Below are 21,475 nucleotides of genomic sequence, written 5' to 3' on the forward strand. Positions count from 1 at the left end.
TTATACCGGCAGGGCTTTTCTTGTTTTTGACTTGTCTAAAGAGATTTCAGGGTGTCTACTTCTTTAGGCTCGGTCATACCGGTAAATGTATCATACAGATAAATTAATCTTTCAGTATCACCTTGCTGTTTCAGGGTCAGAGCGGCACACATGGTTGCCCCCCCCCGCCAGACTCCGCACTCAACGAAGGAACCGGGTATATTCCACTGACTTATATAGCGTACCGCTTCGACAACAGCGTACAGACTGTCGTTTGGTATCATGGTGTAACCTATAGCCCTTTCCATTACAGTAGCAGCGTCTTCATCATAATTTTTGGGAAGTATTAAGAACGTTGCCCAAAGTAGCCAACTTACAAACCAATTGATTTGAGTAAACTTTTGGGGTTTTATGCTTATGTTGACAAGGCTGTTTTTGCAGGCTGTGTATTCTAAATTGAATGCGTAAAGCCAATTTAAAGGCAATATAACCCTCATTTCTTTCGAACAGGAAGTACCATGAGATACTTGAGCATGGTGAGAATCACTGCTCTTCGAAATTGGTGTAGCTAAGCTGACGAGCCGCAGTACCTATTGAATTCGAATAGCGGTTCGCTTGATGGTGCAGTAGAATGTGCCTGTAATCTTGAACTTGACTTCATCATCTTGAGGGTTTCGGCCATGTCTGAAAAACTCCTGAAATTGGTTTATGCTGAGCGGTAATCATTAAAGAACATGTCCCGGAAAAAATCGAATTCAAGCGAGGAAGAATGGAATCTGGATTTCAACTGGCTCTGGTATGCGCCTAACCTTTTTGACGAAGACCAGAATAGGGCGTTTCGGATGAAGGGTCGCTGTAGGTTCTGCTGGGGAAACTTGATTGGAAAAAAGGGTGAAGATCAAATTCCAACAGCTATTCGCTGCTGTGTATGCGGCATTCTTGTGGAAGGAGAAGATGCCCATCAAGAATACCAGACATTTTTCAATTCCGGTATAAAAAATGGATTGAATGAACTCTCTTTCGGACAGTTTCCGGACTATGGCGGGAAGGGAAAATTTATTGCCAAAGTGTTTCCTGGCATTGATCAATCAATTGGAGAAGCTGAATATCAACATACGGATGGTGCAAAATTGCTTTGTAGAAAGAGTTTCCCGATTGGGTCGCCCGCACTCTTGACACTACAGGCACAAGCGCTTGTATCTAGCATTGAAATTCCCAATAACCTTTTTCAGACTCTGAACATTCCCTTCATAGACCTGCAAAATGACGGAACCGCGCGAGTTGGGGATTCTGATGAACTTGATTCAGGTCCCACCACAATCCTGCGGGACCAGGCGATGCAAGCCTTAGGTTCGGTTATGCGCAATTCGATGGTCGGCGCATTCTCGTGTGAGTTGACGATGAAGGGAATCACCTTATCGTTATCAGGTACAGCGAAGAAAACACACGATCTTCATGACCTTTACCTTGATCTGCCGGACGAATCCAAAAGACGAATTGAGCGAGATCAGCCTGATGTAGCAGATGTGCTGGAACAGTCCCGAGAAATTTTCGGAAAATGGAGGTATTTTGAAAAAAATGTCAGCAGTAATTCACTCAAGCAGATGATTGACTATGAAAGATGTTTATCACTTGCAAGAATCGCCAGAATTTTACTGGACGAAGCGGAGATTGTGGGATTGAGTTATGGCGTTGAACTTTCAACTACGGGTTCAGTAAAGAAAGAAAACGAGCATACCAAACTGGAGAAATGTATTTCAATAAAACTCCGCATTCGTGGACAGGAGCGAACACCTATTGAGAAAGATAAAGAGGCTTTTAAAGGAGAAATTAAAGTTCGAAACTACTGCGGCACGGCTGACATCTCTAGAAAATTATGGTGGGAGTACTGACTGACACTCTTTTGGCAATCTCGTAATTGGACAGAACACTCTCCCGGCACTTCGAAATACTTCAAGCCCCAGTCTTCGACATTCAAAAGCATCAATCTGACAATCAAAATTCCTCCCGAATTCGCAATTAGACATCGGAATCGCGCACAATACCGCTGTACCAAAATGATCATCCAGCATAATTCTTGCCGCAAAGTTCAGTTACCGTTATCGGAGGCGAATTCGACAGCGAGGCGGTATTCTGCGGCGTTGGCCTACGCGCTGGCACTCGGACAATCCGCGAGTATTTGAGTCCACCCCAGACAAACCTTGTCAATTACGACCGGGAAACAGAGTATCGCAGCCGCGCACGTATATTTCAACTTTCGAACCGATAGTATGTTTCTTTGGTGATGATGGTGTCTCAGTCTCCGGCGAAGGCAGGAATTATTCAGACTCTTCCATGCTTTCGGCGTTTCTGGAGATCAAATTTTTGACACGAGACTTGATGTTTTCGAATGTCGTGTTCAAGTCTGATTTCGCAGTCGAAGTTAGCAGCCCGGTATGGCCTACTACGTCCCGAATCGGCTTGTAGCGAGTCGAATCTTTAAACAACGATGTGTTTTTCGAGCTGTGCTGATAATTCTCAGCTGCTTTCGACAAGTCTTCCAGGGTGAGGTAACTCAGATCATCGTTATCTTTTCTAATGTCAAAGCCGATGTTCGCTTTCTCTTTCGCCATTTTTTCCGACTTTCTCCACTTATTCACCTTGCTTTCTGCATCAGACTTAAGAGTAAGATCGAACTTGGAGATGTATTTTCGGACCAAATTCTCAGAAAGGAAACAGTGGACATATGACGGCAAATTGAATTCCGCCTCTCGTTGCAGATCATCAAGCCAATCGGCTACCTGGTCTTTTTCAGAGGCATCGGAGTCCGGCTCATATTCCTCTCGCACAGCAGAGTACAGATTTCTTGCTCTTCGTTCCTTCTTTGATTTTCTCTCTATATTTTCCTCGTCTCCTTCCTTGCCTCTTTCCAATCTCAGTCTGTCCCAATCGTCAATGATTCTGGGAATAGCATCTCGCTTTAGATAGTCCAAAAGCGATTGGAAGTCGCTGTCATTCTCCATTATGCCCTCGCGGCTACTTGTAAACGGATCGTTCTCGCTTCTGTCCATCTGATTGAAATGTATCTGCCCATATAGATAACTTTCAATGATTCTCTGAGTTGGAATGCGTCCGAGAATATTTTTCTCGCGAAGCCGGCCATTGACAAACAGATCAAGGGTCGCGCGCTCGCTGGTGCCTCGTATTTTCAAATGACTTGGTTTTTCAACGGTTGCTAGAAACCCTCGGATCTCAATGCTCGACTCAAGGCTAATTGCAGTGTTTTTCAAACTCTCAAGACCTGTCAAATATTCATCATCGTGTTGATTCAGCAACCACAGAAATTCCGTATTGTCCATCAAATCCTGTAGGTCGGAAATTGTCACCTTGCTCCCGTTCACGTGAATTGAAAAATCTTCGTCGATCAGCGAGAAACGGAAGCTCATGGCAATGATTTTCCTGATGTATTCAATTGTGTTCCGTATGCCATCCTTGGCATCCTGAAAGACAATGATGGTTCCTTGGTCATGACTGACCTTGAGATTAGCAATCAGTCCGTGGTCCAATTCTTCCAGCGGATACTCGTCCGGTTCCATATCTTTTGTGATCGCCTCGTCCAGTCCGGTGTTATCTATGACACCGCCAATATAGTCAGCACCGGAAGTTTTGGAGAAAACCGAGATTCTTCCAGCGCATGAAAGTAGAGCCAGCTTTCCGATTCCCTTTGAACCGATAAATGGTCTCGACTTGCCTGTGCGGAAGACACCGCCCGCGCGTTTCGAATACCCGATCTTGAGGAATTTCCCTTGAAAGTCTTCTCTGTCCATACCACAACCGTCGTCCTTGATGCTGAACACATCGTTTTCGCGGTTAATATCTATCCAGACATTCCTAGCATCTGCGTCCCAGGCGTTCGAGATCGCCTCTCCGAGGACGGTGATGAAATTGCGATAGAGGTTCCGTCCAAGATGATTGAGGACGCTGAGGGATATCGCGAATCGGAAATTCTCTTTAGGATGATCTGTCATCATGGATGGAATCAGTCTTTGCGTTGGCAATCAATTTCCCGATCTCCTCGCCAAGACGAACAGGAACGGCATTGCCAATCCACCGGCCAACCTCCGTGAACGAGGGCTTCTCTCCAGGCGGTAAAAATTCGTATTCGAATGGGAATGATTGCAGTATGGCGGCTTCCCTAAGGGAAATCGCCCTGTCCTGCTCCGGGTGCCCGAATCTGCCATTTCCGAAGCCATAACACTGCGTGGTGATGGTCGGTGATGGAGCATCCCAGGCCATGCGTCCGTAGACACTGGAATAAGTCTTTCCAGAACTTCGCCTGTGACATGCAGCCTGCAATTCTTCCGGCCAGTCCCGCCAAGTACCTCCAGGCTTTGATGCCTGAATGCGGGATTTGTTTAATTTTGTCAATGAAGCCGAAGCGTGCAGAACATCTTCAGCATGAGTCTGTCCGGCTTTGATGCTATCAATCCCGTCAATAGATTGACGAACAGTTTTCACTTCAGCCCCGTCTGGCAACAAAGAACCAGGCGCGGTATGTTTCGAAGCAACCAAAACCAGCCTGCGGCGTTTCTGAGGAATGCTGAATTCTTCACACTTTGCGATGGACCAGTCGATATAGTATCCCGCGTTCGACAGTATTTCACAAAACTCGCTGAAAACACTTCCGTTTTTATAATTAACTAATGCCGGAACATTTTCCATAGTCACGAAATCAGATTGAACTAAGGCAGCCAATTGTGCAAAGTTCTTCACTAGATTCCACTTCGGGTCTTCATCATATCGACGCTTGTATGCCGAAAAAGGTTGGCACGGAGCGCATCCTGCAAGGACGGAAGGACGCACTCCGGTGTAGTGAGCCTTGATTTCGTGGGGTGTCAGTTTTGCTACATCGCGGGCGAAAAACTTGGCTCTGTTATTCTTTTCGAATGCGAATTTGCATCGGGCATCTATATCGTATCCCGCAAGGACATTGAAGCCGGAGCGCAGCAATCCGTGGCTAAGCCCTCCGATTCCACAGAACAGATCAACGACCTCTCCAACTGAGTCAGAAGTGTGATGCATATTTCACGACGGTTTGCTGCAAACTTCGTTTATTTGGACATTATACAGATCAATTAATTGATGTTTGAACCGATTGACTTAAGCAAATTTCTGGACTTCATCTCGGAGAGAATCTGCTTTGCGACCGCCGTGCTGGCCTTGCGACTGAACCCAGTCATTTCGGTAGGGGGTTTTTGCCTTATATCCATACCAAACACATTCGATTTATCTTCCATCAGCAACTTCAATCCAGAACGCTTTAAGACAACCGCATCATGTGCGTCCTTGATATGTCCTGAATCCGCCATTTCAGGCGTTCCGTAGACAATCCCCACATTTGATACTACAAACAAAGTGGCTGTGTTCCATATTCTTGCTCCCCCACCTTGCTTGTTCATCAACCTTATGTCAGATGCTCCGCCAGTGAAAGTTCCTTTAACAGAAAGTTTCTTGTCATTCGGCAGCAAAATGTCACCTGACTTTGCTTGATCTCCATAAAGAGTACAGTCCAATCCGACCGACCGAAGTAATGCGTACGTGAATACTTCAACTGCACCACCAACCACAAAGCGATTTTCGTAGATTGTCGTGTTGTATCGTTCAACAAGAATTGATATTGCATTTTCGTATTCAGATTTTGAATCTGCTGAACAGTCACTCTTCAACCGTTCAAACGCTCGCCTTTCTGCGTAGTATGTTGTGCTGATGTTCGTCGCCTTGCGACGAGGCGGGTTAGATCGGAACAAATTGCTCATGCCGTAGCAGCGATCTTATCGAATTTGGGGAGAAGATTGAATTTTCTCTCTTTTGGCGGAGAAGCGATCCTTTGTTCAGACAATTTCAGGTATTCGACTTCAATATCGTAGCCCACACAACGCCGGTCATGTTTCAAGGCAACCAGAGCCGTTTGGCCGCTGCCAAGGAATGGATCAAGAATTTCATCATTCTCCTGCGAATACAACAGCAATAGCCGTCTTACTATTTCCTGCGGATAAGGGCAAGGATGATCAATGGTTCGCGGAGGGACCGGTGCGATGTGCCATATGTTGTTCGCAATATCGCGCTTGAACAACTCGTCAATGTCAAGTGCCTTTTTCAATCCCCTCCGCGGTTCGCCTGACTTTCTGAATACCAAAATGTACTCGGTCATGATGTTCGGATAGTAATAGCCTGGACGCGGTTTTTGAATGAAGCTACCAGCACGTTTTACGCCGCCAGTCACCTTGTTCCAAATAATGTCTTGATGAAACTCCCACCCGATGTCAATCATTCTTTGGGTAATCTGCATGGGTATTGGAAAATGCTTTCCCTTATGCAATATTGTGCCGATCACTATCGAACAGAACCCGCCTTCGACTGTTACGCGCAAAACATTCTTGAATACTTTTTCTATGTTGTTCAGATATTCATTGAATGATTTACCGAAACTCGAGTACTCTCGATTTCTGTGCCAAGCGTCGGAGCCTTCTGCCGAATGAACATCGTAATCAATGGCATTCCAATATGGCGGCGATGTTATTGTCAGCGCGATTGATTTGTCAGCGCACTGCTGCATTTTCAAAGCGGATTGATGGTAGAACCTGTATCCAGGGCCTTCGTAAATTCCTCTTCGCTTCTTGCGATTGGAAACTACAGCCTTGCCCAAGTCCTCTGCAACTATCGTCTTCTCCAAGACTTTCATTTAATCAACTCCTCAAATCGAAGTTCTTTTCCAATCATTCCTCTTGCGATGACTGACATAGCATCGAAAGTGTTCATCTTCCGAACCGAATGCCGCGCGGAAAATTCATTCACATAGCGATGCAGATGTTTCGGACTCATGTAATGGTGAGTTCCATAGTATCCCCTCTTTAGAAGAGCCCAGAATGATTCTACCCCGTTTATATGCGCTTGTTCTCGGACGTATTCACCAACCAAATGCTTGACAGTTTCGTGTTCGAAATCAAGCCCCTCATAACTCCTGTGATCGTCGGTATAGACTATTGACCCGGGTTCAACACTTTCAGATATGAAGTCTTGCAATTCCTTTTTGCTTGTCGATTTCACAACCTTGGCTGCGATTTTATTCTTGTCCCGATTCCTCACTGCAACTACAGCAGTCTTGCCGACTGCGCCTCGACCCATGTTGGATTTTTTGTGCTTGTGTTTGTTCTTCTCCTTTCCACCGAAATATGCCTCATCCACTTCGAAAATGCCTGACATTGGGCAACCCTCTGTCTCCCACGCTTTTCTCAGGCGATGGCCAAGATACCAAGCGGATGTCTGGGATGTGCCAACATCACTGGCTAGTTTGGTTGACGCAGTTCCCTTTACTCCGACTGTCGCAATATAAACTGCAAGCATCCACTGCTGATAGCCAAGATTGCTATGTGCCATGACGGTGTTGTATCTGACGCTGAAACGTTTTCTGCAATCCTTGCACCGATAAGGCATTTTCTGACTTGTGTCAGAAATCCTAACGCTATCGCAATGCGGACAACGCTTAGTGTCTCCCCACCGCCACTGCTCAAACTGCTTGCGAGCGGTCTCGTCATCAGGAAACATCCTGAAAAACTGACTCATGCTGATTTTTTCTTTGCTGCTAGTCATGGCTGATTTCCAATTTATCAATAGTATGATTGTAAAACAGTGTGGATAAGAAATCAACTTCTATGGGCAACATTCTTAATACTTCCCTAATTTTTCCTTATTCTTTTAACACGACGTTGGCGTTTTTTGGCTTTTCGATATTCTTTCAGCATAATGGTAAAGAATGGGATGCGTTGGCAGGAATCGTATGGTTAGTTGTATAACGGCGAATTATATAATTTCAATCGGTTCACTCATATTGTAGGATTATTCCCTTTATTTGATGTGAGTCAGCACGTTAGATAAGAGCCTACAAAATTGATAACCTGAAACTGCCTGATTAAAATTCCGAAGAAAAACAATGACAGGTACACAGAGACAGACTTGTAGACGGAGCATCCATTGAGTGGAATAGGGAATGTAACAAGTTTGAACTGCCGTGAATCATCGTCAACTGCAGTACTTGCTGACGGTTACCGAGGTATAGAAGTGACCACGGTCAGTTCGGAAAGAGGGTGCAGAGTGCATCCGGAGTAGTTGGCTTGGATTTTCTTATGAACAAAACGATTATCTTCAATGAAGTAAACAAAATTTTCGACGAGATGCGGTTTTACACTTTCTAGAGTTGTCAGTATGGTTTGGTCGCTGTGGTGACCATCATCCATGACAAGGTGAATTTTATCCTCGCCCAATGTTTCCTTTAGATAATCTGCCGAGTACACAAACTGATCGTACTCAAAGAGTTCGGGTGAATTTTTTGCTGAAAGCGCCGCGCTGGAGCAGATCATCCATATTCTTTTCGATATTGGAAAGGTCCACATCAAATCCGATGCAACGGGCATTGGGAAAGAGGTCACACCAAATTGCAAGACCGGTGCCTTTCAGTATGCCGAACTCACAGATCACAAAACGCCGGTCACGGTCCTTCACATAGGGTTTGAGAAACTCTGCATAATGAACCGCATATCCGTGATGTAACATCCTGTCCCCACCGATAGCTGGATTCAACCGCGGGTTATAGAGACTTCTGCGATCATGCGGGCTCAACTTTTCCCGAACAACGTTTAATGAAATCCCTCCATATTTAATTTCGGTACCAATCAGCCAATCTGCTGTTCCTGGACTTGCACCTGATAAGCGAGCGATATATCGCTGTTCTTCCAATTTCAAATAGTTCAGTTCAGCTGCTTTTTTGTCCTTGTCTATCCCACTTCGCCTGTGTCTCAAGTCGCGTTCCCAAATCTTGTAATTTTTGTACCACCGCATATTCTTGAATAACCTGAAAGTCCAGTTTTTCCAAGCGAATTCCAAATTGCGTTTCCAAAAATTGTAGATGTTTCCAAGAGACATTTTCGATTGCCCGATAGCCCACTTTTTTCGTTGACGTCTATTGTATTCGTCTCGTTTACTTCCGATTGTTGATTTCAAATACCAAATTCTCTTTTTCCATTTCTTTTTTCGTTTATTCGACTTGTCGAACGACCGAGAATGATAGGATCGGGTATGTTCTCGGGTAACTTCCGGATTCTGATTGAATACCCCCCTGCCTCCTGAGAGATCGTTTATTTCAGACTTAAAGTCATTCTGATGGAAAACTACAGCTGGAGATAATGTGTATGTGCGAAGCTCGGTCAGCCAAGGAGCATGCAGTACGTCATCAATTGTGAAGTCCCGAAATTTCGGAAATCGCTCGATCACATGCTGCATTGCTTGGCGGGTGATAACGTAACCGAAAGCACCTGTATCTTGATATTTGACTATACCAAGACTAAATCCGCCATCCAATTCAATCAATGGCTTGAACGGCTTCTTGCCAAAGCTTTTGAATAGGAATACCACATCAAATCGATCTCTGCTTGATTCGAGTGTCCTGAACGCGTCGTTGATGTTTTCACTTATCGTTACATCATCTTCAAAAACAGCGACAGTATCCACACTTTCGTTTTCGAGACAACGCTTCCACACGGTTTGATGACTGACCCAGCATGCGAACAAACCTGGAACCGCGTGGTGACTCCAATTTATCGATTTGCTTTGTGGATCTGCAAGCTCATTGTAATCATACTGGGTTAGACTCAATTTGTCTTTCGCAGTTGAAAATTCAAACTCGATTCCGTGGGCATTGAACTCCCGTACTATGTGCTCGCGCCTGTTTACGGATCGCTCAAGATTGATGACGTAAGACTTCCACATAAACAACTTGAGATTAAATCTCCTACATTCCAACGGATAGTGTCGCCGCGTTTACAGTGACCCAAACGTGTTTGAACATGCAACTTCGTCTTGATAAACTCAAGATGGAGAGTAGTATACTGAAACCGATTGTAACTTCTGTTTAAGAAAAACCACAATGGCTACTACCGAATGCTCAAGTCGATTATTGGAACGACAAGACTTAGATGTTGTGGAAGTCTTTCTCCTTGGCAGTTGGATTGTGTCTTGCCATCCTAAATCGTTGGACACGAATACACCAATTTTGTGTTAGTCTTTTGCCGCTTCATCATGCCACAGAATCCAATGTTCCGGTCGGCCCGATTGGCGGAAAATGATCACCTCCCACCACTTCATCAAGCTTCTTCTTCGCAGCCTTCGCCCATCCTTGCCAACTCGGTATCCCGACCGCCAATCCATCAACATACACCTCACTCGGTACCAATACATCACCGCCGCCTAAAGGTTTCAATGCCCAGTGCGGCCGAGTCTCGTTGTACCGCACCCTGAACTCCTCCAGACACCGCCTGGCAGCACCCGGATTCTCATACCAGCACCAGTACACCTCCTCAGTCCTCAACGTCTGATGAACTCGCTCCAGCAATCCCAACTGTGTCGGGGTCCGATACGCAATCCGTACATAATTGAACCGACCCTTGACATGGAACCGAAATGACCGGGACATGAAACTCGGCCCGTTGTCCGATTCCAGCGTCGGCAGCCTCTCCAGTGATCCATGAATCCGCACAGCTTCCCGGCAAGCCATATCCAACGCCGACTGTAAATCAGATGCCGTATGACTGCCACTGAATCGGCACGCCAGCAAGTAACGTGAAAAATAGTCTATCACCGTCACCGCATACCACCACCCGAAGCCCGGTACATGCACCCACGTGATGTCAGTCTGCCATAACCCGTTGGGCCTGAGTGGCAACAGCTCAAACAGCTTGGTTGCCTGATATGACTCGACTTCCCGAATAATGCGACACTGCCATAACCTGGCATCACGCATCACCCGATGCATCACCCGATGCATCACCTTATCGGATACCTTGAGCCCAGCGCGGCGGCAAACCACTGCAATGCGCTTGTAGCCCACCACGGATATAGATTCGCACACCGCCCCATCGCCATGCGAATCTGTGGATCGATCGGCACCGCCGGACGGCCGCGCTGTCCATACTTCGGTCTCGAATACCACGACGAGCGACTGATGCCCAACTGCTTCAGTACCTCCATCATGCTGTTAATTCCAACATTAATCCGTGCTCAAAGCCAGGTTTTGTCCCGAACTGATCCGGAACATTTGTTAGTGTTTTCCGGTATAAACTGCGACAACACACATCAGGTTGGATTTGACCAAGCACGTGCTTGCACTGAGATAAACAGCAACATGCGATTGGTACGTTAGCTCATACAGACGCTGGATCATGTCTGGGGTATTTCGCGGTATGAATGCATCCAATATCTCCTGTGTGGCGATGAGGGACCATGGCGATATTCATTATTTAGGTCGCAAGTTCCAAGAGATAGGTGTTTTTTTTGTGGCTGTCGTTATCGCAGTGGGTAAGACTTTGTGTGCTGAATAACGAGATAGATGTCAGCATTTCAGTAAGAGTTGCGTAGAGTCACCGGTACGCTCAGATTTTGGCCTGAAGGTGCTAACGATGATCTTTTTCTTGCGGCCAAAATCCTGGTACTGCGACAGTGATAATTATACTGGGCAGGCTAAAATAAACCCACTAATTCAACTATCTATCTTCCTGATACAGCGGATAGTTACCACAAATTCGCGTCGACTGTCCCTCATTTGCAACTTCAGAAATGTTAATTTATACTTCTTACCATGAAGTCTTACGTCATCAATCTTGAGCGATCCGTAGACAGGCGCGAGCACATAGTACGGGAGTTCAATGCCCACGGAATCGAGTTTGAATTTTCAACTGCGAAAGACAAATTGAGTCTAACCCAGTATGATTACAATGAGCTTGCAGATCCACAAAGCAAATCGATAAATTGGAGTCACCACGCGGTTCCAGGTTTGTTCGCATGCTGGGTCAGTCATCAAACCGTGTGGAAGCGTTGTCTCGAAAACGAAAGTGTGGATACTGTCGCTGTTTTTGAAGATGATGTAACGATAAGTGAAAACATCAACGACGCGTTCAGGACACTCGAATCAAGCAGAGATCGATTTGATGTGGTATTCCTATTCAAAAGCTTTGGCAAGAAGCCGTTCAAGCCATTGATTGAATTGGATGGCGGATTTAGTCTTGGTATAGTCAAATATCAAGATACAGGTGCTTTCGGTTACGTTATCACCCGCCAAGCAATGCAGCATGTGATCGAGCGATTTCCAAAATTTCGAAACTTCGCAATTGATGACCTGCTACATGCTCCTTGGCTGACCGAGCTTCGCACATTCACATTATCTCCAGCTGTAGTTTTCCATCAGACTAACTTTAAGTCTGAAAGAACAGACCTCTCAGGCGGGGGGGATATTCAATCAGAATCCGGAAGTTACTCGAGAAAATACCCGAACCTATCATTCTCGGTCATTCGACAAGTTGAACAGAAGACAAAAGAGTTGGAAAAAGAGAATTTGGTATTTGAAATCAACAATCGGAGGTCAATGATTTACAGCAAGTAGTTATCATGGAGACTAATACCGGGAAAATTTTGCGTAGAGGTTATGATAGGGACCATGATAGTATGAGCAAGAATCGAGCAAATGTCGAGACGAAATTGCATTTGGCTTTCGTCATTGATGATATGGAGGGGGGGGGTGCGGAAGCATTTGTACTAAATTTAATTGAGTCGCTACTCGCAAAGTGCTACAAAATTGATCTCGTCTTATTCTATTACCGGGGATTTAGATTATCGCAGATACCTGACGGGGTTAACCTTATTGTTCTTGACCGCCACTTCAATCCAAACGTATCGCCAAGTTCGAAACTAGCGGAGAATATTCACCAAGTTCAAGGTCCTACCGGTTTCTGGAAAATCAGCAAAGCGTGGTTTGGATATTTTCGAGCACTGCATATCGAGAAGAATGACTGATTGCCGCCCAGGCGACGGGACTTTCGATTCGTGTGTTCGATTAGTGAATATCTCATGACAGATCAGCCTGACCTGATTTGGGCGCACTCAGACACTTGCGTATTCTCGAGTTTACTGGGTAGGAAGAAAGTTTCCGCAAAAGTTCCGATTGCATTTTCGATTCATAATGAGCCGTCATATGGAGGGAAGAAAAGACCGTATTTGAACTATCTGACTCGTGAATGTGATGGTATCCATGCAGTCTCAAAGAATGTAGCCCTGTCTTTTCTCAATCAAGTTACTGGAACGACAGCCGTAGAGAGGAAAATTTTCCCAATCTACAATCCCTTTGACACAGCCCGAATCCTATCACTTGCAAAATTGTCGACCGCTCATGAATGGTTGGAATTAGGTAAATTTTTCGGCGAATCCCCCAAAGTCGTGGTCGCGGCAGGTCACTTGAGTAGCAAAAAAAATTTTGAGCTATTAGTCAAGGCATTTCCCCGTGTTTTGCAATCGGTGGATGCGAAACTCATAATTCTTGGTGAGGGGAAAGAACGAGAATCGCTCGAATACCTGATACAGGAACTGCAGATTGGCCATGCTGTTTCTATGCCGGGATGGGTTGAAAACCCCTACTCGTATATGGCCAAAGCACACCTATTTGTTATGTCGTCATGTACTGAAGGATTTGGCAGGGTTTTGGTTGAGGCACTGATTTGTGGTTGCCCGATTGTTAGTACTGATTGTCCAAGCGGTCCGCGGGAAGTTCTGGAGAATGGGCAATGGGGGCGGCTGGTTCCAATTGATAATGAAGTGGCACTGGCAAATGCCATTATTGAGTCTCTGAACGAGGACGTAAATTACAGTGCGCTGAGAAAGCGTGGTATGTCCTTTGATACCGGATCACTAATCCGCTGTTACGAGGCGATCATTCTCGATACAGTCAATAAATATCGAACAAAGCTATTGAGTTAACTTGAGGACCTTATGAACTACTCCACCGTCATTGACTACAATCTGATCGGTTCTCAGTAGCCTAGCACTGAGAACTTCATACTAAACTCGCAGTTTGCGTCAAGCCGTTGACAATCATCCTGTTTTATTTTCGAACACGTCGGTCGGGATGTTGCCAATCGGTAATACGACAACACTCGAGCTACCGGATTCAAGCATATCAAATCAGCAAAACCGAATCGCAGTTTCGGCTTATTTCATCGACAGGCGCGGTGACCGAATCGCAGGAATAATGATCGTTACACAGGTCTTCACCGAAGCGGAGAGAGGCAGATATCGGGTAGTATAAAGCTTGACGGGGGTTTTAGCACTGACGCTGTGCCGCGCGACCGCAAAATAGATTGGGTGGTGTATACAGGTGTTGCCGTGTGCGCATGGACCCACCTCGGGCAATCAAGGCAAGTGCCTATCAACTGGCCCGCATCATCTGTTCGTCGGTGACGGGTAAGCAACAGTTCAAAGAACAATTGCTGATTCATTCAGAGGAATACAGCAAATTCATAAAAAAGCAACGGATAATCCAACAGGCAGAAAGGCTTGGACTACGCCTTGTGGAAGATGACGCTGACGTTGTTGTGCCAAAACAAACGATAGTATGATTATGGTTGATGGCTCTGGGTGCGAACTTTAAGGTTTGTTTCCAAAAGACGAAATCTTTCCTGCGGGCGGATGACAACAGCAAACTCTATAATGCACCGCTAGAATTTACGTTTGGAAGCCGAGGCTTCGTATGAAGTGTGTAGTCATCAATCTGGAGCGAGCACATGACCGCCGCGAACGAATTGCCCACCAGTTCAATACTCTAGGTATTGAATTTGAATTCTTTATCGGGATAGACGGGCATCAATTGCCTGACGAAGAGTATTTTCATTTCGGAGACCAGCACTCCGGTCTGATCAACTGGAAGCATCCGAATGTGCCAGGTATGCTAGGTGCTTGGACCAGTCACACTCAGGTATGGCGAAACGCACTGAGTGTGGGGTTGGATATGGTTGCTGTGTTCGAAGATGACGTCACACTCGCACCGAAAGTCGGGCAAGTTTTAACTGCCGTCGAGGTTGCTGTAGAAAATGGGTTGATGTTTGATATTGTTTTTATGGATAACCGCCGGCCTTATCGGTCGTTCGTGTCAATTGCCGACATTGATCACGAGTTTTCCATCGGTCTGATTAGGCATGGCAATATAGGAGCGAGTGGTTACATCATCACCCGAACTGCCATGCAACAATTACTGAAAAAGTTCCCTCGTATGCCCGTCGCGGTCGATCAATTGATGCATGCAGGTTGGAAAAGCGGTCTTCAAACATTTACGTTGAGCCCCCAAATTGTTTTTCATGGGTTAAGGTTTGTTGATCACGGGTCGTACGTTTGTTCGCCCATTAGAATGAAACGTACGTGGAGACAGAAATTTCTCTATTTTTTCGAGTTCAGCGTCCCCAAACGAGTGTCGTTTTACCGGCGTGCAAACGGGTTCAAACATACCTGACCACTAATTTCTCGTTAACAGAGCTACTGGAAAGTGGATCAAAAACGCTGAACATGACTGTATTTTCGTCTAAAACATATAGAGATGGCGACTACCCGATTAAGGCAATCGTAATAATCGTTGTTACTTCGAGTCTGTAATTCTCCTTTAGGAAAATGGTTAGCTCATGTCCGATGGTTCCGTTACTGTAGTATCTGTTTCCTATAACTCTGCAATCCCTTTGCAAGGGATGCTGTGTACAATACCAAAGGGGACGCCTGTTATAGTCGTTGACAATGCCAGCGAAGATGATTCAGTAGAGGTTGCCAAGAGATCGGGTGCCACGGTCATCGTCAACGAACAGAACGTTGGATTTGGCAACGCTTGTAACATTGGTGCCCGTGCAGCACAATCCGAATATCTGTTCTTTCTCAATCCGGATACAGAGCTGGAACCAGATACGATCGACTCACTGCTTCTCGCAACCGAAAGATATCCCTTCGCAAGCGCACTTTCACCTGTTCTCCTAAGTCAGTCCCGTGTTCCCACACTTATGCACAAGAGTATTCTTGTACCTGAGAAGCGATGGTTACCTAAAGAATTGCCAGATTCCGACTTTGAAGTGCCAGCGATTTCAGGAGCGGCCATTTTTATTTCGAGACGCAAGTTCAACGAAGTAGGTGAATTCGACAAGAATATCTTTTATTACCATGAAGACGATGACCTTTGTCTTCGATTGAGAAGGCAATTTGGACCGATCATGATCGTTCATTCTGCCCACTTGATGCACTTGGGTAGTCAATCCGTTTCCACGAATTCACAGCTTGGCGGCTTTAAGTGTTTTCATTTTCATAAGTCAAGGATGTACGTCGTCCGGAAGCACGGGGTACCTTTTCCAGTAAAAAGAAAAATCTACGAGCTCAGTCTGAATTTTCTGCTGTCATGTCTGTTTTTTCGCCGCAAATATCAGATCAAGTATTACTACAGTTTGCTTGGTATGCTCAGCGTTGAAGGTAAAGAAAAGTATAAGATGATCGACTTTGTGTTATCGAGAATGGCACGAGCGTACAAAGTTGATTCGTTGTACCAGCTCGATTGAGTCTGCGTATTCGGAAGTCTCTTCAGCCGCTACGCTGCTTGAGAATATTCGATGCGAATCGAAACGGCAACCAAAAATCTCAATTGATTACGAAAGCTTCAAACCGCTGTAATCGAGAAAGTCTAAGCATGAATCAAAGTTGTTATAGCCTCTTTCCTAACCTTGTGTATTTTCCGGAATTTGCACATTGTTCCGTACCGCGGCGATACTGCCAAGGATGTCTCCAATTCCTGTGGAAAATCTGCACCGGTGAGGTGAATCTACCCAACGTCGCCAGCAAGGATTGCGTCTCCGAATGTGGAGTGCCGGTTGGCAACCGGAAGCTAAGAGACAATCGCGATCGACGCTCGTATATAGCGTTCATCCATCAGTTCGATCGGCCGATTTTTCTATCCTCGTTTATGGGAAGGACGAAACGTGGGATGATTACCAAAACGCAACTTTTCTATAAGAAGTATTGGTGATGGCAAATCATCATACGCACTGGATTCCGGTGCACACTACCGGGGTGCGAACGATGCAGGCTCCCAGTGCGACTAGATCTTTCGAAAACGGTTGCGACGTAAAAGGCTTGATTTGAATTCATCGACCACTTCATGAAAAAGGTTCTCATAGTCTTGAATCATGGCATCTATATCAAAACTCTTTCCGCGGGCTTGTAGTGCGCTACGGTCAGTTTCCGTATTCAGGGATTCCAAAATCGCGGACACAAGTGCATCCTGATCGTTAACCGGTGTAAGTCGGCCCCATTTCCCACCTTCCAAAATTTCTCCCGGACCGCTCGGGCAATCTGTACTCACTACTGGACAACCGCATATCACCGCTTCAGCTGTCCCTCGGTGAAAACCTTCAATACGAGAAGTATGAAACAAAAAGATGGTCTACGCGTCAAAACTTTTGCTGAGCTGTCTTGAACTTGAACCATCGACGTTTCAGTTTGTTGTTCATCGACATTCGTGAGTTCACAAATGATAGTTGTGAATGAAGAAAATCAGTTATACATGGGACCGTATGGGACAATTGTGAATTCTTGAGCAGGAAGTTTTGTCTCATGTATTCGGAGCGTTAGTTGTGACTGTTATAATTCCTCCCTAAACAAGTCGCAGGGCCTGACCAAGACAATAGCGTCCCGCCGATAATTTTTGGAACAGGACAGAGCGTTGGAAGTTATCGATACCTCGCTAAATGGGGTGAAAATTCTAAAGCCTAGACAATTTAAGGACGATCGGGGCTACTTTTCGGAGACTTGGAATTATCAAAGTCTGACGAAGCTTGAAATCGATATCAACTTCGTGCAGGACAATCATTCGTATTCCCAACATAAGGGTACAGTCCGAGGCTTGCACTGCCAAGTTCCACCCCACGCTCAAGACAAACTGATCAGGGTGGTCGTCGGCAGAATCTGGGATGTAGCGGTGGACATACGCAACGGTTCAAAAACATTTGGGGAGTGGACTGGGGTTGAGCTGTCAGCGGAAAATGGTTGTCAGTTTCTTATTCCGAAAGGATTCTTGCACGGCTTCGCCACACTTGAAGATGACACCGAGGTAATTTACAAGTGCTCCGACTACTACTGTCCGGAATCGGAAAGGGAGGTGCGGTTCGATGACCCGCAGATTCGTATTGACTGGAAGATTGATATCAGCGACGCGATACTCTCTCCCAAGGATTCCTCAGCGACGTTTCTGAAGAATTTGGACAGCCCTTTCAGTGTCGATGATGGATAAGCGGTTGCTGATCACGGGTGGTGCCGGGTTCATTGGCTCGGCTGTTGTGAGGCAGGCGATCGCTTCGGATTATTTCGTCATCAATCTGGACGCTCTGACCTATGCTGGTAGCCTGAACAATGTTGAGGAAGTTGCAGATTCTTCTTCTTACGTATTCGAGCATGCGAATATTTGCGATCGCGGCACACTGGAGCGTATCTTTTCTGCCCACAAGCCGGATGCAGTGATTCACCTGGCCGCTGAAAGTCATGTCGACCGATCCATTTCCGGGTCATCAGCATTTATTGAAACCAACATCAACGGTACATATCAACTGTTGGACGTGGCCTTGGAATTTTGGAAAAGCGTGGATTGTCCCGAGAGCTTCAGATTTCACCATGTGTCAACTGATGAAGTCTATGGCTCACTTGATACAGACGGCCGATTCCACGAGAATGATCCGTATTCACCGAATTCGCCGTATTCTGCCTCCAAAGCAGCATCTGATCATCTGGTACGAGCCTGGCATCACACCTATGGGTTGCCAGTGGTGATCACCAACTGCTCCAACAATTACGGGCCCTGTCAGCATCCGGAGAAGTTCATTCCGACCATCATTTGGAACTCTGTGTCTGGCACACCCATACCGGTATACGGACGAGGGCGTAATGTTCGCGAATGGCTGTTCGTTGAGGATCATGCAGATGCGTTACTAACTGTAATGGAGCGAGGCGCAATCGGACGCACTTACAACATCGGTAGCGATAATGAATTTTCCAACATTGAACTGGTGGAGATAGTCTGTTCGATGCTTGATAAGAAAGTTCCAAACGGAAAACCTCACTTCAAACTGGTTGAATTTGTTGAGGATCGGCCAGGGCACGACTTTCGCTACTCGATCGACTCGACGCGCATCAAGCATGAACTGAATTGGGAAGCGACCACGCCATTCGAAGTTGGCATTGAGAAGACTCTCGATTGGTATCTCAGTCGGTTTGGTGCAATTCTGGGTTCTTGACCAAAACACACATGACCCGCGATTTGAAGAGGCTTCGAGTTGATATGAGAGTTCTGGTGTTCGGAAAAACTGGCCAAGTGGCCACCGAGTTGCAGCGTCAATTCAATGTTGTTGCGCTTGGACGTCAAGTTATGGATTTTAGACGTCCGGAACGATTTGAGGCTGTGCTCGACCAGCATCATGCAGATGTATTCATCAATGTCGCTGCATATACTGATGTTGACGGAGCAGAGGACAATGAAGAATTGGCTACGAAGATTAATGGAGTTGCCCCGACTATTCTGGCAGAAATCTCGGTCAAAAGGAACATACCGTTCTTGCATGTCTCCACAGATTATGTATTTGATGGAGGCGGCAATTCCCCTTGGAGCCCATCAGATCAGCCAGCTCCACTAAATGCTTACGGACGTTCCAAGCTTGAAGGCGAGATCGGCATCGCTCAAGTGGGTGGACTTTTTGCGATATTGAGAACATCTTGGATCTTTTCGTCCATTGGGAGAAATTTTGTAAAGACCATGCTTCAATTGAATGCTGCCCGAGACGAAGTCAAAATTGTTTCGGATCAGGTTGGAGGTCCGGTTGCGGCATCAGATGTCGCAGGTGCGCTGCTGAAAATGGCAAGAGTGCTCAATGAAGAACGCGGACAATCAGGCATCTATCATTTTTCCGGTTCGCCAGATGTCAGCTGGGCAGATTTTGCCCGGAATATTGTTTTGATTGCAGGAGGTAATCTAAAAGTTTTGGATATTCCGTCATCTGAATTTCCGACGAGAGCGAAACGCCCTTGCAATTCCCGTATGGATTGCTCGAAGTTGCAACAAATATTCGATATCGAAAGACCCGACTGGCAAGAGAGTCTCAAGGCGGTCGTCTCAGATTTAAAGGAGCAAATTCATGTCTGACCGCAAAGGAATCATTCTGGCAGGCGGTTCGGGTAGCCGTTTGTATCCCGTTACCATGGCGGTATCCAAGTCACTCTTGCCTATCTATAACAAACCAATGATCTACTACCCGCTTTCTGTGTTGATGCTGTCCGGTGTTCGAGATATTGCGATCATAACAGTCCCACAAGACCAACACCTGTTTGAACGGGTTTTGGAAGATGGGTCTCAGTGGGGTATCCATCTGTCCTATATATCACAGCCTTCGCCGGATGGTTTGGCACAAGCCTACATACTGGCGGAGGAATACCTGGCCGGTAGCTGTTCAGTGATGATTTTGGGTGACAATCTTTACTTCGGCCACAGCCTCCCGGAGTTGTTGAATACAATCAGTACCTCTTCGACTGCGGCCACGGTGTTTGCATATCAGGTGGCTGATCCACAAAGATATGGAGTGGTTGAAGTTCGCTCAGATGGACAGGTTAAATCTCTGGTTGAGAAACCTACGCAACCTGAATCAAACTTAGCTGTAACCGGACTATATTATCTCGACGAAACAGCATCCGAGAGAGCAAAGCAATTGAATCCATCTGAGCGCGGCGAGTTGGAAATCACCTCTTTACTGCAATCTTATCTGGATGAGGACAGATTGTCTGTGGAAATACTGGGGCGGGGAATTGCCTGGTTTGATACCGGCACGCACGTCAGTTTGTTGGATGCTGGAAATTTCGTTCGCACAGTCGAAACAAGACAGGGTCTACAAATCGGCAGTCCGGACGAGATTGCGTTCGATTCCGGATGGATTGATGACGAGGCGATCGAGAAGAGGCTGAAGTTGTTTGCGAATAACGAGTACGGACGATATCTGGAACGAGTATTGCGTATCAGATCAGGATGAATTCATTCGCCTCGCAGAATTCGATTGAATTTTCATGTCTGGAACAGGGGATTCGGGTGCTGAGCAGCCAGATGTGCGTGTCTGATTTTTTCAGATTACTACTAGGAAATTTCGAAGATAAACCATAACCTCATCACAATTGGAATCAACCGACGCAAAATCATCGGGCTTGCCAAAATTACTCAAGTCAAAAGATTGAACTTCACCCCGCGCATATCTTTTCTTTCTATAGTCTGAGCTGCTAGGATTCAACTGTTCGATTGTTCGCGTAATCCGTCGCAGAATTCTGGACTCAGCAGGATTCTTTCTTGTTGACAGCACTTTGGAAGAACTGTTGGTTTTGTCTTGCGATGATCGCCGGAAGAAGCATAGATGAAGGCATCTGAAATCCGCAGCATCCCAGACTGTCTCTTTGGAAAAACTGTAAGTTTGCTGCTTGGAGTACCCATCCCGAAAGACCAGACCCTTGCCATGCAGTCTTTCTCGTCTCCGCCACTTTGAAGCGTTTTCGTTAACTGAAAACCGTTGGTATGACTCGCGATCGCAAGGGGGCGAAA

General features: G+C 46.0%; 20 protein-coding genes. 10 read left to right on the forward strand and 10 right to left on the reverse strand.

The features are described from left to right. Window positions 1-35 precede the first annotated feature (35 nt). The gene (locus OXI60_04265; GenBank protein MDE0309031.1) at window positions 36-476 is read right to left on the reverse strand and encodes a hypothetical protein; all 441 of its coding nucleotides are present in this window, start codon (window positions 474-476) and stop codon (window positions 36-38) included. Between the two features lie 237 nt (window positions 477-713). Between OXI60_04265 and OXI60_04270 the strand changes: the two genes are divergently transcribed. Beyond that, a complete protein-coding gene (locus tag OXI60_04270; protein ID MDE0309032.1) occupies window positions 714-1,871 on the forward strand; it encodes a hypothetical protein in 1,158 nt (385 codons plus the stop codon). Between the two features lie 426 nt (window positions 1,872-2,297). On the opposite strand, the gene OXI60_04275 is transcribed toward OXI60_04270, so the two are convergent. The 8 genes from OXI60_04275 to OXI60_04310 all read right to left on the reverse strand — a co-directional run bounded on the left by OXI60_04275 (window position 2,298) and on the right by OXI60_04310 (window position 11,040). Continuing rightward, window positions 2,298-4,016, reverse strand: coding sequence for an ATP-binding protein (locus OXI60_04275; GenBank protein MDE0309033.1), 1,719 nt, complete (start codon window positions 4,014-4,016; stop codon window positions 2,298-2,300). Next, entirely contained in the window at window positions 3,970-5,040 is a 1,071-nt protein-coding gene (locus tag OXI60_04280; protein MDE0309034.1) for a DNA cytosine methyltransferase, read from the reverse strand. Before OXI60_04280 ends, OXI60_04275 begins: the two co-directional genes overlap by 47 nt. Before the next feature lie 53 nt (window positions 5,041-5,093). Next, window positions 5,094-5,417, reverse strand: a complete 324-nt coding sequence (locus tag OXI60_04285; protein ID MDE0309035.1) for a hypothetical protein — start codon at window positions 5,415-5,417, stop codon at window positions 5,094-5,096. A 353-nt stretch (window positions 5,418-5,770) separates the two neighbouring features. Beyond that, window positions 5,771-6,700 carry a site-specific DNA-methyltransferase gene (locus tag OXI60_04290; protein ID MDE0309036.1) on the reverse strand — a complete coding sequence of 310 codons (930 nt, stop codon included), beginning with the start codon at window positions 6,698-6,700 and terminating at the stop codon, window positions 5,771-5,773. Then, window positions 6,697-7,608 carry an IS1595 family transposase gene (locus tag OXI60_04295; GenBank protein ID MDE0309037.1) on the reverse strand — a complete coding sequence of 304 codons (912 nt, stop codon included), beginning with the start codon at window positions 7,606-7,608 and terminating at the stop codon, window positions 6,697-6,699. Before OXI60_04295 ends, OXI60_04290 begins: the two co-directional genes overlap by 4 nt. 714 nt (window positions 7,609-8,322) lie before the next feature. After that, window positions 8,323-9,780 carry a glycosyltransferase family 25 protein gene (locus tag OXI60_04300; protein ID MDE0309038.1) on the reverse strand — a complete coding sequence of 486 codons (1,458 nt, stop codon included), beginning with the start codon at window positions 9,778-9,780 and terminating at the stop codon, window positions 8,323-8,325. 307 nt (window positions 9,781-10,087) lie between these two features. Further along, window positions 10,088-10,834: a DDE-type integrase/transposase/recombinase gene (locus tag OXI60_04305; protein ID MDE0309039.1), complete on the reverse strand. Its 747-nt coding sequence runs from the start codon at window positions 10,832-10,834 to the stop codon at window positions 10,088-10,090. Further along, a complete protein-coding gene (locus OXI60_04310) occupies window positions 10,834-11,040 on the reverse strand; it encodes a hypothetical protein (GenBank protein MDE0309040.1) in 207 nt (68 codons plus the stop codon). The genes OXI60_04305 and OXI60_04310 overlap by 1 nt, the downstream gene beginning before the upstream one ends. A 604-nt stretch (window positions 11,041-11,644) precedes the next feature. Between OXI60_04310 and OXI60_04315 the strand changes: the two genes are divergently transcribed. The 9 genes from OXI60_04315 (at window position 11,645) to rfbA (ending at window position 20,918) form a co-directional block, all read left to right on the forward strand. Beyond that, window positions 11,645-12,445 (forward strand): glycosyltransferase family 25 protein, encoded by an 801-nt coding sequence (locus OXI60_04315; GenBank protein MDE0309041.1) that lies wholly within the window; start codon window positions 11,645-11,647, stop codon window positions 12,443-12,445. 5 nt (window positions 12,446-12,450) lie between these two features. Beyond that, a complete protein-coding gene (locus OXI60_04320) occupies window positions 12,451-12,855 on the forward strand; it encodes a hypothetical protein (GenBank protein MDE0309042.1) in 405 nt (134 codons plus the stop codon). Continuing rightward, entirely contained in the window at window positions 12,856-13,812 is a 957-nt protein-coding gene (locus OXI60_04325) for a glycosyltransferase (protein MDE0309043.1), read from the forward strand. A gap of 769 nt (window positions 13,813-14,581) precedes the next feature. After that, the gene (locus OXI60_04330; GenBank protein MDE0309044.1) at window positions 14,582-15,337 is read left to right on the forward strand and encodes a glycosyltransferase family 25 protein; all 756 of its coding nucleotides are present in this window, start codon (window positions 14,582-14,584) and stop codon (window positions 15,335-15,337) included. 166 nt (window positions 15,338-15,503) lie between these two features. Next, window positions 15,504-16,415 carry a glycosyltransferase family 2 protein gene (locus tag OXI60_04335; GenBank protein MDE0309045.1) on the forward strand — a complete coding sequence of 304 codons (912 nt, stop codon included), beginning with the start codon at window positions 15,504-15,506 and terminating at the stop codon, window positions 16,413-16,415. A gap of 1,142 nt (window positions 16,416-17,557) precedes the next feature. Then, a complete protein-coding gene (gene rfbC / locus OXI60_04340; GenBank protein MDE0309046.1) occupies window positions 17,558-18,142 on the forward strand; it encodes a dTDP-4-dehydrorhamnose 3,5-epimerase in 585 nt (194 codons plus the stop codon). Then, window positions 18,132-19,139, forward strand: a complete 1,008-nt coding sequence (gene rfbB / locus OXI60_04345; GenBank protein ID MDE0309047.1) for a dTDP-glucose 4,6-dehydratase — start codon at window positions 18,132-18,134, stop codon at window positions 19,137-19,139. The genes rfbC and rfbB overlap by 11 nt, the downstream gene beginning before the upstream one ends. Window positions 19,140-19,183: 44 nt before the next feature. Further along, window positions 19,184-20,041, forward strand: a complete 858-nt coding sequence (rfbD, locus tag OXI60_04350) for a dTDP-4-dehydrorhamnose reductase (GenBank protein ID MDE0309048.1) — start codon at window positions 19,184-19,186, stop codon at window positions 20,039-20,041. Next, the gene (gene rfbA / locus OXI60_04355) at window positions 20,034-20,918 is read left to right on the forward strand and encodes a glucose-1-phosphate thymidylyltransferase RfbA (protein MDE0309049.1); all 885 of its coding nucleotides are present in this window, start codon (window positions 20,034-20,036) and stop codon (window positions 20,916-20,918) included. Before rfbD ends, rfbA begins: the two co-directional genes overlap by 8 nt. 90 nt (window positions 20,919-21,008) lie before the next feature. Here rfbA and OXI60_04360 read toward each other — a convergent pair. Further along, window positions 21,009-21,475 (reverse strand): hypothetical protein (locus OXI60_04360; protein MDE0309050.1); only part of this gene is annotated, 467 nt, incomplete at its 5' end.

The organism is Acidiferrobacterales bacterium, from assembly GCA_028820695.1.
GTDB lineage: Bacteria > Pseudomonadota > Gammaproteobacteria > Arenicellales > JAJDZL01 > JAJDZL01.